Genomic DNA, 13,823 nt, shown 5'->3' with positions numbered 1-13,823 from the left:
GCGGCCCTGGCGCGAAGCGCGATGATGGAGGCTGGGGTCGGAATCGAACCGGCGTACACGGATTTGCAGTCCGCTGCATAACCACTCTGCCACCCAGCCTGTATCGGGTGGGTCCCGGTCCGCATGATGCCCGCGTGATGCGACAGGCGGCGGCCGAAACAGAAAACCCCGGCCGAACCGGGGTTTCAGGAATCTGTTGGAGCGGGAAACGAGATTCGAACTCGCGACCCCAACCTTGGCAAGGTTGTGCTCTACCAGCTGAGCTATTCCCGCTCTTCGTTAACGGCGCGTATTCTACCGCACCGGGGGCGAACGTCAATACCCCGCCAGCGTTTCCGTGCGGCCGATCAGCGTCCGCGCGCAGCCGCCAGCATGTACTGCACCATCGAAACCAGCGTCAGGATGGCCGCCAGATACAGCAGCCATTCACCGATCGCGAAAATCGGCAGCCCGGCGACCGGCTCCGCCCACAGCAGGAGGAAGATCGCCACCATCTGGGCGGTGGTCTTGACCTTGCCGACCCAGGATACGGCCACCTTCGCGCTGGCGCCGACCTCGGCCATCCATTCGCGCAAGGCCGAGATCGCGATCTCGCGCCCGATAATGACGACCGCCGCCAGCGCCAGGCCCACGCCCGGGTTGTGATCCACGACCAGGACCAGCGCGGCGGCCACGATCAACTTGTCCGCCACCGGGTCGAGGAACGCACCGAAGCGGCTGGTCACCTCCCAGCGCCGGGCCAGGTAGCCGTCCGCCCAGTCGGTGATCGCGGCGAGCGCAAAGACGATCGCCGCGACGATGCCGGCCGTGGGCATCGGCAGCGCGTAGAACACGACGATCAGCAGCGGGATCATGACGATCCGCGACCAGGTCAGCCAGTTGGGGAGTTCACGGATCATCTGCTGGTCAGCCCTCGTGAAACTGGTCGTAAATCGCCTGCGCGAGCCGCCGGTGGATGCCCGGCACCTTGGTCAGCTCGTCGACGCCGGCCCGGGCCACTCCGCGCAGCCCCCCGAAGTGGCGCAGCAACGCGCTGCGGCGCTTCGGCCCCAGCCCCGGGATCGACTCCAGGGTCGATTCCTTGCGCGCCTTGGCACGGCGCGCACGGTGCCCAGTGATCGCGAATCGGTGCGCCTCGTCGCGAATCTGCTGGATCAGGTGCAGCGCACCCGAGTGCGCGGGGAGTATAGAGGGGGCCTCCACCCCGCTCAATATCAGAGTTTCCATACCCGGCCGGCGTTCCTCGCCCTTGGCGACGCCGATCACGCGGATGTGATCCAGCCCGAGGTCCGCGAGCACATTGAGCGCCTGCGTAACCTGCCCCTTTCCACCATCGATGAACAGGATGTCCGGCTCCTGCCCTTCCCCCTTCTTCAGCCGCGCGAAGCGCCGGCTCAGGGCCTGATGCATCGCGGCGTAATCGTCGCCGGGCTCGATGCCGTCGATGTTGAACCGCCGGTAGTCGGACTTGATCGGCCCCTCGGGCCCGAACACCACACAAGAAGCGACCGTGCGCTCGCCGCCGGTGTGCGAGATGTCGAAGCACTCCATGCGCTTCGGGGGATTCTCCAGATTCAGTTCGGCGGTGAGGGCGTCCCGGCGCGCGGTCTGTCCGGCCTGACTGGCAATGCGGGTCTTCAGCGCCAGTTCGGCATTGCGCCGCGCCATATCCAGCCAGCGCGCGCGATCCCCGCGCAGCGACCAGGCGACCTGGACCTTGCGGCCCCCGCGGCGCTCCATCAGGAAGGCCTCCAGCGCCGGCGCGCCTTCCGGCTCGTGCGACAGCAGCACGCGCGCCGGCGGTTCGCGTTCGGCGTAGTACTGCGCCAGCACCGCCGCCATGATCTCCCCGGTGTCAGTGGCCTCCGGCACGTTCGGGAACAGCTCGCGGTTGCCCAGGTTCTGTCCGCCGCGCACGAAGAAGATCTCCACAGCCACCGCGCCCGCCTCCTGCGCCAGCGCAATCACGTCGGCATCGCCCTCGCCGCCGGAGACAAACTGCTGCTCGGAGATCTGGCGCAGCCGCGCGATCTGGTCCCGCAGCCGGGCCGCATGCTCGAAGTCGAGGCGCTCGGAGGCCGCCTCCATGCGCTGCACCAGATCGGCGATCACCACCTCGCTCTTGCCCTGCAGGAACTGCACGGAAGACTCGACGTCGCGGGCATACTCCTCGGGCGTGATGTAGCCCACGCAGGGCGCCGTACAGCGCCCGATCTGATACTGCAGGCAGGGCCGGGAGCGGTGCGCGAACACGCTGTCCTCGCACTGACGCACCTGAAACAGCTTCTGCAGCAGCGCCAGGCTCTCGCGCACCGCCCCGGCCGACGGGTACGGACCGAAATAGCGCACTCCCTTCTTTTTCGCGCCCCGGTGAAAACCCAGACGCGGGTACTCCTGACCGGACACGAAGATGTAGGGGTAACTCTTGTCGTCGCGCAGCAGCACGTTGTAGCGCGGCCGGTGGCGCTTGATCAGGTTGGCCTCGAGCAGCAGGGCCTCGGCCTCGGTGTGCGTGACCGCGACGCGGATGTCCGCGATCTGGCGCACCATCGACCGGATCCGCGGCCCGCGATCATCCGCACCGCGAAAGTAGCTGGCCACACGGCTCCTGAGATTGCGCGCCTTGCCGACGTACAGCACGCCGCCGCTGGCATCCAGCATCTGATAGACGCCGGGCGACTGCGTCAGCGTCTTCAGGAAGGCCTTGGAATCGAAACTGGTGTCGGGGGCACTCATGACAGCTTCAGGATACCGGAACGGCCAAGGGAGTCGGCCAAACCTGCAGGGCAACTGGGCGTGAGAGATGTCAGCAGAGGGCGTTCAATGCCCTTCGCACGTTGGTACCTCGACACCTTTGGGCCCCACGCCATCGCGAGCAGCCGGACCAAACAGGCTTTTCTACTCGAGGTGGGTACGGATGCGGGCGAAGAGTTCGCCGAACATGGCCGGGGTGAGGCGGCGGGTCTGGGTGTTGTAGCGGGAGCAGTGGTAGGAGTCGATCAGCCGCATGCCATCCAGGTCATGCTCGGCACCGTGGGCAAAGCGCAGGCTGGACAGCGGCAGACCCCGGGCCCGCAGCACGGCGTCATGGGCGATCTTGCCCAGCGCCAGGATCACCCGGGGCTGCATCGCATCCATCTCCGCGGCCAGGAAACCGTTGCAGGTACGGATTTCCTCGGTGGTGGGCTTGTTCTGCGGCGGCAGGCACTTGACCGCATTGGTGATGCGGCAGTCCAGCAGTTGCAGCCCGTCGTCCGCGCTCACGCTCTCGGGGCCGGTCGCAAAGCCGTACTGGTGCAGGGTCTCGTAGAGCAGCACCCCGGCGTAGTCCCCGGTGAAGGGCCGCCCCGTCGCGTTGGCCCCGTGCATCCCCGGGGCGAGACCAACGATCAGCAGCCGCGCGTCCAGCGGCCCAAACGAGGGCACCGGAGCGGCATGGTAGTCCGCGTGCTTCACCCGCACGTCTTCCAGAAAACCGGCCAGGCGCGGACAGCGCCGGCAGTCCGGATCGAACACGGGAAAGGAATCAGCTTGCATCGGGCCAGTCGCGGTAGGGGTTCCGGGCCAGCTCGGTGTTGTAGTAGCGCGGGTCGTGCGAGACCTCCTCGCCCAGCCACTCGGGGCGCGGGAAGTCGGCATCGCTCGCGGGCAATTCCAGCTCGGCGACGATCAGGCCGGCATTGGCGCCCTCGAACACGTCGATCTCGTATTCCCAGCCGTCCACATCCACCCAGTAGCGCGTCTTCTCGACCTGCGGACCCGCGAGGGTGTCGAGAAGGCGATGGGCCTCTTCGACCGGGATCGCGTACTGGTACTCGTCGCGCTCGACCCCCAGGGTCGCGCTCTTGATGTTCAGGTTCGCGCCCTCCTCGTCCACGCGCACGCGGATCGAGGCGCGATCATTGCCGCACAGATAGCCCTGGCGCATGCGCTGCGAGCGCACCACGGCCTCGCGCCAGGTATCACTGGCCAGCAGAAACTTGCGTTCGATCTCGCGACCCATGTCGTCGACTCCCGTCTTTCGGCGAACCGCTTCGTATCAGTCTTTGGCAGGGGCTTCGCCTGCAAGCAGGCTCCCACAGGAATGGAATCGCGAAGCGGCGCGCGCTACATCCGGATCAGCGCGGAGCCCCAGGTAAAGCCGCCGCCAAAGGCCTCAGTCAGGATCAGGTCGCCCTTCTTGATACGCCCGTCGCGCACGGCGGTATCCAGCGCCAGCGGAATCGACGCGGCGGAGGTGTTGCCATGCCGGTCGACCGTGACCACGACGTTATCCATGGACATGTTCAGCTTCTTGGCCGTGGCCTGGATGATGCGGATGTTGGCCTGGTGCGGGACCAGCCAGTCCAGCTCGGACTTCTCGATCCCGTTGTATTCCAGTGTCTCGTCGACGATCTGGTCCAGGGTGTTGACCGCGACCCGGAAGACCGCGCGGCCTTCCATGCGGATAAACTCGAGATCCGGGTTGTCGCCGGGCTGCGAGACCCCGCCCGGGACCTCCAGCAGGCCCTTGTGGTGGCCATCCGCGTGCAGGTGGGTGGAGATGATGCCCGGGTCCGGCGAGCGCGACAGCACCACCGCGCCCGCGCCATCGCCCCACAGGATACAGTTGCCGCGGTCGGTGTAGTCGGTGATGCGCGAGAGCGTCTCGGCCCCGACGACCAGCACATGCCGGATCTCGTCGCTCTGCATGAAGCGATCGGCCGTGGCGAGTGCGTAGACAAAACCGGAACACACTGCCTGCACGTCGAATGCCGGACAGCCGCCGATCCCCAGCTTCGCCTGCAGGATGCAGGCGGTACTGGGGAAAATCTGGTCCGGGGTCGTGGTGGCGACGATGATCAGGTCCAGGTCGGCAGGGCGGATGCCCGCGGCATCCAGCGCGCGCTCGGCGGCCTTCAGCGCCAGGTCGGAGGTCACCTGGTTTTCGGCCACGATGTGGCGCTCGCGAATCCCGGTGCGCTCCTGAATCCACGCATCCGAGGTATCCACCATGGCCTCGAGATCGGCGTTGGTCAGGATCCTCTCGGGCAGGTAGCTCCCGGTCCCGCTGATGCGTGCATGCTTCACTGCGCGTGCTCCTGCCCCAGTAGCTGACCCAGCTGCTTGTCGATGCGGCTGGAGATGTTCGCCTCCGCCTCGACCCGGGCGATGCGGATCGCGTATTCGAATGCCAGCGCATCGGCACTGCCGTGGCTCTTGATCACCACGCCCTGCAACCCCAGCAGCGAGGCCCCGTTATAGCGTCGGTGGTCAAAGCGGTGGCGCAACCGGCGCAGCACGGGCAGGGCAAACAGTCCGGCCAGACGCGAGTACAGCGAGGCACGGAATTCGGCCTTCATGTTCGTCGAGATCATCTTGGCCACGCCCTCGCTGACCTTCAGCGCGACGTTGCCGACAAAGCCGTCGCAGACGACCACGTCGACATCACTGCAGTAGACGTCGTTGCCCTCGACGAAGCCGACATAGTTCAGACTGGATTCCTCCAGCATGCGCCCGGCCTCGCGTACCCGATCGTTACCCTTGATGGCCTCCGACCCGATATTGAGCAGTCCCACCTTGGGGGCCTCGAGCCCGTCCACCGCATTCGCCAGCACCGAGCCCATCACCGCGAACTGGTACAGGTGTGCCGCCTCGACGTCCACGTTGGCGCCAAGATCCAGCATGTGGGTATGGCCGTAAAGCGACGGCAGCGCGGTCGCGATCGCCGGACGATCGATCCCCGGCAGGGTCTTCAGCACATAGCGCGCAGTGGCCATCAGCCCGCCGGTGTTACCGGCGGACACACAGGCCTGGGCCGTGCCTTTCTTGACCTGATCGATGGCGACCCGCATCGAGGAATCGCGCTTGGTGCGCAGGGCGACAGCCGGCGACTCCTCCATGCCGACTACCTGGCTGGCATGCACGATTTCCACACGCTCGCGCTCGGCAGGCGTCCAGTCGGCAAGACCGGATTCGATTGTCGCCTCGTCCCCCACCAGCAGCAGGCGGAAGTCGTCCGCCACCTTCAGCGAACGGCGGGCGGCCGGCAACACCACGGGGGCCCCATGGTCGCCACCCATCACGTCCAGGGCGATGGTGAATTCTCGGCTCATGCGCGCGCCCGCGAGACACCCAACGACCGGGCCCGATTAAACGCGGAAAGGCCACGGTGCAGCCGCAGCCGTGGCCCCAGCAAGGTCATCACGCCGAGCTTAGTCTTCGTCGTCTTCGACTTCGACGTCCTGCTGGATCACCTGACGACCACGGTAGAACCCGTCCGGGGTCACGTGATGCCGGCGATGGACCTCTCCGGTGGTCGGATCGGTGGACAGGGTCGCGCCCTTCAGCCCGTCGTGGGAACGGCGCATATCGCGCTTGGAACGGGTCTTGCGGCGTTGTTGCACAGCCATGATGAATCTCCAGATTAATCAAATCCCGCCTGTGCGGGGTTAGCCCGAATCAAAAACGGGCGCAAGTATAGCGTTTCGAGCCGGGCGGCGCCCTGCTCCGCCCGGCCTACCGATCCTCGCCGTCGCTCGAGCTGCCCTTTAGCTGCTCGAGCACCGCAAACGGGTTGTCCTCGCGCTGCCCGGGAACAAACTCGGGTTCCACTGCGGGCTCGCAGTCCACGTGGCGCGGCACCAGCGGCCAGGCCAGCAGCACCTCGTCCTCGGCCCAGACCGCCGGGTGCAGCCGTCCGTCGTCCTCGAGTTCGAGGATGTCCTCGTCCGCGCCCAGGCCTTCTACGGAGCCGCCCGCCGGCAGGATCACCGCATCGGTCTCCAGCCGGAATTCCCAGGCCATCGGCTGCAGGCAGCGCTGGCAGGTCTGCCAGAGCTCGCCGGTGATCACACCGGCCAGCCGCACCTCGTCCAGCGCACCGCGCTCCAGCCCGAAACGGACATGGACTCGCAGCGGGTGCTCGGCCAGCGCCTCGTCCCGCAGGCGCGGCAGGTCCTCCGCAGACAAATCGCCTTCGAATTCCTGGTGCCGGGCCCGTGGCTGCCACGGGTCGAGAGATACGGGAATACGACTCATAGAACACTCAAATACAAGGGCGCGGAATATACGCGCGAGAGGGCCGTTCTGTCAAAGCGAAACAGAAACTTGCAGGCCTTCGACTGCATGCCGATACTCGGGCTTTCACTGACCTTCCCAAGGCCTTCCGTTTGATCCGCAAGCTGCTCATAGCCAACCGGGGCGAGATCGCCGTACGCCTGATCCGGGCCTGCGCGGAGATGGGGATTACCTCGGTCGCGGTGCATACCGACGCCGACCGCCACGCCCTGCACGTTAAAAAGGCGGACGAGGCCTACGCGATCGGCCCCGACAGCATGGGTGGCTACCTGAGCATCCACCGGCTGCTCAGTGTGGCCCGGGCGGCCGGATGCGACGCCGTACACCCGGGATACGGCTTTCTCTCGGAGAACGCGGATTTCGCCGCGGCCTGCGACGCGCGCGGGCTCACCTGGGTCGGCCCGGACGCCAGCGTCATCCGCCGCATGGGCGACAAGGTGGCCGCGCGAAAGGCAATGATCGAGGCCGGGGTCCCGGTCACCCCAGGGTCGGAGGGCAACCTGGAAACCCTGGAGACCGCACTGGAGACCGCCGAGGCTATCGGCTATCCGGTGATGCTCAAAGCGACCAGTGGCGGCGGCGGACGTGGCATTCGCCTGTGCGACGACGCGGACGCCCTGCGGCGCAACTTCGACCGCGTGCGTTCGGAGGCGACCCGTGCGTTCGGCAGCACCGAGATCTTCCTGGAAAAGGCCGTGGTCAACCCGCGCCACATCGAGGTACAGATCCTCGCGGATACGCAGGGCAATGCCGTGCACCTGTACGAGCGCGACTGCTCCGTGCAGCGGCGCCACCAGAAACTGGTGGAGATCGCCCCCTCGCCGCAGTTGAGCGAGGCCCAGCGCGAGCACCTGGGCACACTGGCCGTTACCGCCGCCCAGGCCGTCGGCTACCAGAACGCCGGTACCGTCGAGTTCCTGATGGACGGCGATGACACGTTTTATTTCATGGAGATGAATACGCGCCTGCAGGTCGAGCATCCGGTGACCGAGATGATCACCGGCGTGGACATCGTGCAGGAGCAGTTGCGCATCGCCAGTGGCGAACCCCTGCGTTACAACCAGTCGCAGATCACCCGGCGCGGCTTCGCTATGGAATTTCGCATCAACGCGGAAGACCCAACCAACGACTTCCTGCCGAGCTTTGGTCGCATCACGCGCTACTTTGCCCCGGGTGGGCCGGGCGTGCGCACCGACGGCGCGATCTACACCGGCTACGAGATCCCGCCCCACTACGATTCGATGTGCGCCAAGCTGATCTGCTGGGCGCTGGAGTGGGACGACCTGCTGGCGCGCAGCAACCGGGCCCTGCGCGACATGGGCGTGTTCGGGGTCAAGACCACCATCCCGTATCACCTGGCGATCGTGAACCACCCGGATTTTCGCCGCGCGGATTTCAATACCGGCTTCATCGCCGAGCACCCAGAACTGACCGAGCTACCGGCCAAGCGCTCCGACCGCCAGCTGGCCGTCGCAATCGCCGCCGCAATCGCCGCCCACCACGGGCTTTAGGGAAACACTGCCCCGCCCGAACACCGGACTAGCCATGGATCGAGTTCACATTACGGATGTCACCCTGCGCGACGGCCACCAGAGCCTGATCGCCACGCGCATGCGCACCGAGGACATGCTGCCGATCTGCGAGCAGATGGACGCGATCGGCTTTCACTCCCTCGAGGCCTGGGGCGGGGCCACGTTCGACGCCTGCGTGCGCTTTCTCAAGGAAGACCCGTGGGAGCGCCTGCACCAGCTCAAGGCCGCGCTGCCCAACACCCCGCTGCAAATGCTCCTGCGCGGGCAGAACCTGCTCGGCTACCGCCACTATGCCGATGATGTCGTGCGCGCCTTCGTCGAGCGGTCCGTGGCCGGTGGCATCGACATCATCCGCATCTTCGACGCGATGAACGATGCCCGGAACCTGCGCACCGCGATCGAGGCCACCCGCGAGGCAGGCGGCCATGCCCAGGGCACGCTGTGCTACACCACCGGACCGGTACACTCCGCCGCCCAATTCGTCGCCCTCGCCCGCGAGCTGGTGGACATGGGGGCACAGAGCATCGCGATCAAGGACATGGCCGGGCTGCTGACCCCGACGGCCACCCGCGAACTGGTAACCGAGCTGGTCGACGCACTGGATGTCCCGATCCACCTGCATGCGCATGCCACCTCGGGTCTGTCCGAGCTGTGCCACTGGCAGGCGATCGAGGCGGGCTGCCGCCACATCGAGACCGCGATCTCCGCCTTCGCCGGGGGCACCAGCCACCCCCCCACGGAGAGCCTGGTCGCGGCCTTGTCCGGCACCGGGCACGACACCGGCCTGGACCTCGTGGCCCTGCAGAAGATCGGGCTGTATTTCCACCAGGTGCGCAAGAAGTACCAGCGCTTCGAGAGCGAATACACCGGCGTCGACACCCGGGTGCAGGTGAACCAGGTCCCGGGCGGGATGATCTCCAACCTCGCCAATCAACTGCGCGACCAGAACGCGCTGGATCGCTTTGATGCCGTGCTGGAGGAGATCCCGCGCGTACGCGAGGACCTCGGCTACCCGCCCCTGGTCACGCCGACCTCGCAGATCGTCGGCACCCAGGCGGTGATGAACGTCCTCGCCGGGGAGCGCTACAAGACCATCACCAACGAGGTGAAGCAGTACCTGACCGGGCACTACGGCCGCGCGCCGGGGCCGATCAACCGCGTGATCCAGCGCAAGGCGATCGGCAACGCCGAGGTCATCGACGTGCGCCCGGCGGACCTGCTGAAGCCGGAGATGGACCACCTGACCCGGGAGATCGGGGACCTCGCGCAGGGGCCGGAGGACGTACTGACCTTCGCGCTGTTTCCCGAGGTGGGACGTTCCTTCCTCGAGCAGCGCCGCGACGGGACACTGGAACCGGAACCATTGAACCTGCCCGAGAACACCCAGGCGGGCTGCCCGGCGCCGGTCGAGTTCAACGTCACTTTCCACGGGGAGTCGTACCATATCCGCGTGAATGGCAGCGGCCACCACCGCGAGGACACGCGGCCGATGTACGTCACCATCGACGGCATGCCGGAAGAGGTCCTGATCGAGACGCTCGACACCATCGACACCGCCGGCGGCGGTAGCGGTGGCGCCGAGTCGCCGCGCACGGGCAAGAAATCCCGCCGCGCCACCCGCCCGGGGGATGTCACCACGTCCATGCCGGGCACGATCATCGACGTCCTGGTGGCCGAGGGCGACACCGTGGAGGCCGGCCAGCCGGTGCTGGTGCTCGAGGCGATGAAGATGGAGTCCGAGATCGCCGCGCCCATCGCCGGCACCGTGCGCGCGGTAAACGTGGCCAAGGGTGCGGCCGCCAACCCGGACGATGCCCTGATCGAGATCGACAGCCCGGATGCGTAAGCCCCATGCGTGAAATCGTCCTCGCCTCGACCTCGCCCTATCGCGCCCAGCTGTTGCAGCGGCTGCATCTGCCGTTCGCGACGGCGGCCCCGCAGGTCGACGAGACGCGGCTCCCGGACGAAGACGCGGCGGCCCTCGTGCAGCGCCTCGCCGAGGCCAAGGCCCGAGCAGTCGCTGGCACCCACCCGGGCGCATTGATCATTGGTTCCGACCAGAGCGCCAGCCATCAGGGCCACATCCTCGGCAAGCCGGGCAATCCCGAGCGCGCCCGCGAACAGCTGGCCTCGCTGTCCGGCGGCACGGTCACCTTTCACACCGGGCTGTGCCTGCTGGATGCCTCCAGCGGCGAGGCGCAGGTAGAGGACGTGGAATACGTCGTCAGCTTCCGCCGGCTGTCGGACGCCGAGATTCGGGCCTATGTCGCGCTGGACAATCCCGTGGACTGCGCCGGCAGTTTCAAGTCGGAAGGCCTGGGGGTCAGCCTGTTCGAGCGCATGGAGGGTTCGGACCCTACCGCCCTGGTGGGTCTTCCGCTGATCCGCCTGTGTCAGTGGTTGCGGGAAGCCGGCATTGCCATGCCTCCCACCGAAGTACGCTGATCAGGCCTCCGACGAGCGCCGGGAAACCGGGAGCCCCAGATCGGCATCACGCCACATTGTCTGCAGGCGCGCATGATCCTCGCGCAGCGTGCCATTGACGCGCGAAGCCTCGGCCGTCGACGCCAGCACCTCGCGGGCCCACTCCGGCAGTTGCGGATGCAGCCGATAGTAGATCCAGTTGCTTTCGCGCCGGGTCGTCACCACGTCCTGCTGGCGCAGCGCGGCCAGATGACGCGAGACCTTCGGCTGCGAGATCTCCAGCGCAGTCATCAGCTCGCATACACAGAGCTCGCGCTCCATGTGAATCAGCAGCAACGAACGCAAGCGGGTGTCGTCCGCCAGCAGGCTGAACAGGACAGTGGGGGTCAGAGACATAGGAAATCCGCTTTGGCCGATCCGGCCTTTATAAGTCGACCATTTCGCACAAGATTAGCACGCTCGGGAGCGTGGAACCCCCAATGCGTGCAGGCATTCAGCAAAACCGTCAGCGATGGGCTTGGCGGTACACGCTGTCACTGAGCCCGGGAAACGCCTTCCAGCGCGCCGACTATCGCCATACCGCCCCTTAGAACCCCCAACCAATACACCTCGCCCTTCGGGCCGTCACCTGCGGTGACGTTCGGGTACCGCTGCGCCTCACCCGTCGAACCACCTTTTCTGTATCTCGGGTCCGAATCCCGAACCCTCGGGGACCAGACGTGCGAAAGGGGCCACTCGGGCCCCTTTCTGGATCTGGCGGAGAGTGAGGATTACTCGGCGCGACGCGCGCCTCGCCCTTCGGGCCGTCGCCTGCGGCGACGTTCGGGTGCCGCTACGCGTCACCCGTCGAACCATCATTTTCGATATCTCGGGTTCGAATCCCGATACCTCGGGGGCCAGACGTGCGAAAGGGGCCACTCGGGCCCCTTTCTGGATCTGGCGGAGAGTGAGGGATTCGAACCCTCGATGGGCTTTTGACCCATACTCCCTTAGCAGGGGAGCGCCTTCGACCACTCGGCCAACTCTCCGGAATGCGCGGCACAGGATACGGACTTGTGCCCATAAAGAAAAGGCCCGGCGGCCACTGGGGCCGCCGGGCCTGGCAACCTCTGTCAGTCGTCGCGCGAGGAAGCGGCCACGCTCCCCCCCGGGGCGGACCCACCGCCGGACGAACCCTGATCGTCGCCCGCTACGTTGGATTCGCGCTGGATGCGCTGGAAAATCTCCTCGCGGTGGACAGCAACGTCCTGAGGCGCGTTGATCCCGATACGAACCTGATTGCCCTTGACCCCCAGGACGGTGACGGAAACGTCCTCGCCGATCATGAGGGTCTCGCCCACACGTCGAGTCAAAATGAGCATGCTCTTCTCCGCAGTGCCTGTGTCGGACGCAGTCGGTCGTCCGGTAACCGTTTTACGGTCTGTCATCCTTAACCGTCCTCCTGTTGACCGACAGGTTCCTGCTCAAGTTCAAAGGCATCATGCAGAGCGCGTACTGCAAGTTCGAGGTACTTCTCATCCACGACCACCGAGATCTTGATCTCGGAGGTCGAAATCATCCGAATGTTGATCGTCTCACGCGAGAGCGCCTCAAACATCTTGCTGGCAATCCCCGCGTGCGAGCGCATACCGACGCCGACCACCGAGATCTTCACGATGTGGGTGTCCCCGGAGACCTCACGCGCACTCAGCGCCCTGCAGGCATCCTGCAGAATCGCCAGCGCCTTGTCGTAGTCGTTGCGATGAACCGTAAAGGTGAAGTCGGTGGTCTGATCCGCGCCCACGTTCTGCACGATCATGTCCACCTCGATGTTGGCGTCCGCGATCGGGCCGAGGATGCGATGCGCGACCCCCGGTTGATCGGGGACGCCCTGAACCGTCAGCTGGGCCTCGTTCTGATTGAACGCGATACCCGCAACCAGCGCCTGTTCCACCTGCGCATCCTCCTCCGTGGTAATCAGGGTCCCCGGTCCTTCCTCGAACGAGGACAGCACTCTGAGAGGGACGTTGTACTTGCCCGCAAATTCCACCGCGCGGATCTGCAGCACCTTGGACCCGAGGCTCGCCATCTCCAGCATCTCCTCGAAGGTGATGCTGTGCAGGCGTCGCGCATTCGGCACCAGGCGCGGGTCGGTGGTGTACACACCATCGACATCCGTATAGATCCGGCACTCGTCGGCCTTCAGCGCGGCCGCGAGCGCGACCGCCGTGGTATCCGATCCGCCGCGGCCCAGCGTGGTGATCGCGCCGTGCTCGTCCACGCCCTGGAAACCGGCCACAACGACGATACGGCCGGCCTCCAGATCCGCGCGCACACGGGCATCGTCAATACTGCGGATACGCGCCTTGTTATGCGCGCTGTCGGTGCGAATCGTGACCTGGGCGCCGGTATAGGATCGCGCCGGGCAACCATGCGCCTCCAGCGCCATCGACAGGAGGGCAATCGTCACCTGCTCGCCGGTGGATAGGAGTACATCCAGCTCGCGGCCATCGGCCCGCGGGTTCAGCGCATGCGCGAGCCCCAGCAGACGATCCGTCTCGCCACTCATCGCGGAGACGACGATCACCACCTGGTGGCCCTCCTCGCGCAGCTTCAGCGCCCGCTCCGCGACCGCCTGGATGCGCTCGGTGGTGCCCACCGAGGTGCCCCCGAATTTCAGTACCAGCAACGCCATTGCACGATTCCATTCACCGCCACCCGGAAAGGCGGCGCATTAAACATCATTCAGTTCTTCATTGCGAGCACCCACGGGCACGCGCGTAAAGCGCCCCGAGGGTGGCGGACAGACATCCCCGCGGCGCTGGCCCC

The 13,823-nt window shown here is 66.2% G+C and carries 14 protein-coding genes and 3 tRNA genes; 3 read left to right on the top strand and 14 right to left on the bottom strand.

The features are described from left to right. Positions 1 to 25 precede the first annotated feature (25 nt). From G015_RS0109040 to G015_RS0108995, 10 genes are all read right to left on the bottom strand, one after another. Positions 26 to 99 (bottom strand) — tRNA-Cys (locus G015_RS0109040). 98 nt (positions 100 to 197) lie between these two features. Further along, positions 198 to 273 (bottom strand) — tRNA-Gly (locus tag G015_RS0109035). A 74-nt stretch (positions 274 to 347) separates the two neighbouring features. Continuing rightward, positions 348 to 899, bottom strand: a complete 552-nt coding sequence (pgsA, locus tag G015_RS0109030) for a CDP-diacylglycerol--glycerol-3-phosphate 3-phosphatidyltransferase (protein ID WP_018138532.1) — start codon at positions 897 to 899, stop codon at positions 348 to 350. A 7-nt stretch (positions 900 to 906) separates the two neighbouring features. Beyond that, on the bottom strand, positions 907 to 2,736 hold the full coding sequence (gene uvrC, locus G015_RS0109025; protein WP_020146525.1) for an excinuclease ABC subunit UvrC: 1,830 nt from the start codon (positions 2,734 to 2,736) through the stop codon (positions 907 to 909). 162 nt (positions 2,737 to 2,898) lie between these two features. Then, on the bottom strand, positions 2,899 to 3,537 hold the full coding sequence (locus G015_RS0109020) for a uracil-DNA glycosylase (RefSeq protein ID WP_020146524.1): 639 nt from the start codon (positions 3,535 to 3,537) through the stop codon (positions 2,899 to 2,901). Next, positions 3,527 to 4,003 carry a CYTH domain-containing protein gene (locus tag G015_RS0109015; protein ID WP_018138529.1) on the bottom strand — a complete coding sequence of 159 codons (477 nt, stop codon included), beginning with the start codon at positions 4,001 to 4,003 and terminating at the stop codon, positions 3,527 to 3,529. Before G015_RS0109015 ends, G015_RS0109020 begins: the two co-directional genes overlap by 11 nt. A gap of 104 nt (positions 4,004 to 4,107) precedes the next feature. Then, positions 4,108 to 5,070 (bottom strand): beta-ketoacyl-ACP synthase III, encoded by a 963-nt coding sequence (locus tag G015_RS0109010; protein WP_018138528.1) that lies wholly within the window; start codon positions 5,068 to 5,070, stop codon positions 4,108 to 4,110. Next, entirely contained in the window at positions 5,067 to 6,095 is a 1,029-nt protein-coding gene (gene plsX / locus G015_RS0109005; RefSeq protein WP_018138527.1) for a phosphate acyltransferase PlsX, read from the bottom strand. Before plsX ends, G015_RS0109010 begins: the two co-directional genes overlap by 4 nt. 99 nt (positions 6,096 to 6,194) lie before the next feature. Then, on the bottom strand, positions 6,195 to 6,392 hold the full coding sequence (gene rpmF / locus G015_RS0109000) for a 50S ribosomal protein L32 (RefSeq protein ID WP_012982981.1): 198 nt from the start codon (positions 6,390 to 6,392) through the stop codon (positions 6,195 to 6,197). A 106-nt stretch (positions 6,393 to 6,498) separates the two neighbouring features. After that, entirely contained in the window at positions 6,499 to 7,020 is a 522-nt protein-coding gene (locus tag G015_RS0108995; RefSeq protein WP_026278827.1) for a DUF177 domain-containing protein, read from the bottom strand. Between the two features lie 131 nt (positions 7,021 to 7,151). On the opposite strand from G015_RS0108995, the gene G015_RS0108990 reads away from it, so the two are divergent. Genes G015_RS0108990 through G015_RS0108980 form a run of 3 tightly spaced genes read left to right on the top strand, consistent with a single transcriptional unit; the run spans position 7,152 to position 11,036 of the window. Beyond that, the gene (locus G015_RS0108990) at positions 7,152 to 8,570 is read left to right on the top strand and encodes an acetyl-CoA carboxylase biotin carboxylase subunit (protein WP_020146523.1); all 1,419 of its coding nucleotides are present in this window, start codon (positions 7,152 to 7,154) and stop codon (positions 8,568 to 8,570) included. A 34-nt stretch (positions 8,571 to 8,604) separates the two neighbouring features. Next, a complete protein-coding gene (oadA, locus tag G015_RS0108985; protein WP_020146522.1) occupies positions 8,605 to 10,437 on the top strand; it encodes a sodium-extruding oxaloacetate decarboxylase subunit alpha in 1,833 nt (610 codons plus the stop codon). 5 nt (positions 10,438 to 10,442) lie between these two features. Further along, a complete protein-coding gene (locus tag G015_RS0108980; protein WP_020146521.1) occupies positions 10,443 to 11,036 on the top strand; it encodes a nucleoside triphosphate pyrophosphatase in 594 nt (197 codons plus the stop codon). Here G015_RS0108980 and G015_RS0108975 read toward each other — a convergent pair whose 3' ends face one another. From G015_RS0108975 to G015_RS0108960, 4 genes are all read right to left on the bottom strand, one after another. Further along, positions 11,037 to 11,411 carry a metalloregulator ArsR/SmtB family transcription factor gene (locus G015_RS0108975; RefSeq protein ID WP_018138522.1) on the bottom strand — a complete coding sequence of 125 codons (375 nt, stop codon included), beginning with the start codon at positions 11,409 to 11,411 and terminating at the stop codon, positions 11,037 to 11,039. A 541-nt stretch (positions 11,412 to 11,952) separates the two neighbouring features. Continuing rightward, a tRNA-Ser gene (locus G015_RS0108970) sits at positions 11,953 to 12,043 on the bottom strand. An 84-nt stretch (positions 12,044 to 12,127) separates the two neighbouring features. Beyond that, positions 12,128 to 12,376, bottom strand: a complete 249-nt coding sequence (gene csrA, locus G015_RS0108965; protein ID WP_012982990.1) for a carbon storage regulator CsrA — start codon at positions 12,374 to 12,376, stop codon at positions 12,128 to 12,130. 68 nt (positions 12,377 to 12,444) lie between these two features. Further along, a complete protein-coding gene (locus G015_RS0108960) occupies positions 12,445 to 13,689 on the bottom strand; it encodes an aspartate kinase (RefSeq protein WP_018138521.1) in 1,245 nt (414 codons plus the stop codon). Positions 13,690 to 13,823: the final 134 nt, after the last annotated feature.

It is taken from the genome of Thioalkalivibrio sp. ALJ15 (assembly GCF_000383695.1).
Classification (GTDB): Bacteria; Pseudomonadota; Gammaproteobacteria; order Ectothiorhodospirales; family Ectothiorhodospiraceae; genus Thioalkalivibrio.
The sequence above is the reverse complement of the archived record's forward strand: the minus strand, read 5'-3'. Positions and strand labels throughout refer to the sequence as shown.

Coding starts and splice junctions, on each gene's coding strand:
- G015_RS0108995 (WP_026278827.1), bottom strand. CDS start 7,020: ATGAGTCGTATTCCCGTATCTCTCGACCCGTGGCAGCCACGGGCCCGG.
- uvrC (WP_020146525.1), bottom strand. CDS start 2,736: ATGAGTGCCCCCGACACCAGTTTCGATTCCAAGGCCTTCCTGAAGACG.
- G015_RS0109020 (WP_020146524.1), bottom strand. CDS start 3,537: ATGCAAGCTGATTCCTTTCCCGTGTTCGATCCGGACTGCCGGCGCTGT.
- rpmF (WP_012982981.1), bottom strand. CDS start 6,392: ATGGCTGTGCAACAACGCCGCAAGACCCGTTCCAAGCGCGATATGCGC.
- G015_RS0109015 (WP_018138529.1), bottom strand. CDS start 4,003: ATGGGTCGCGAGATCGAACGCAAGTTTCTGCTGGCCAGTGATACCTGG.
- oadA (WP_020146522.1), top strand. CDS start 8,605: ATGGATCGAGTTCACATTACGGATGTCACCCTGCGCGACGGCCACCAG.
- G015_RS0108975 (WP_018138522.1), bottom strand. CDS start 11,411: ATGTCTCTGACCCCCACTGTCCTGTTCAGCCTGCTGGCGGACGACACC.
- pgsA (WP_018138532.1), bottom strand. CDS start 899: ATGATCCGTGAACTCCCCAACTGGCTGACCTGGTCGCGGATCGTCATG.
- csrA (WP_012982990.1), bottom strand. CDS start 12,376: ATGCTCATTTTGACTCGACGTGTGGGCGAGACCCTCATGATCGGCGAG.
- plsX (WP_018138527.1), bottom strand. CDS start 6,095: ATGAGCCGAGAATTCACCATCGCCCTGGACGTGATGGGTGGCGACCAT.
- G015_RS0108960 (WP_018138521.1), bottom strand. CDS start 13,689: ATGGCGTTGCTGGTACTGAAATTCGGGGGCACCTCGGTGGGCACCACC.
- G015_RS0108980 (WP_020146521.1), top strand. CDS start 10,443: ATGCGTGAAATCGTCCTCGCCTCGACCTCGCCCTATCGCGCCCAGCTG.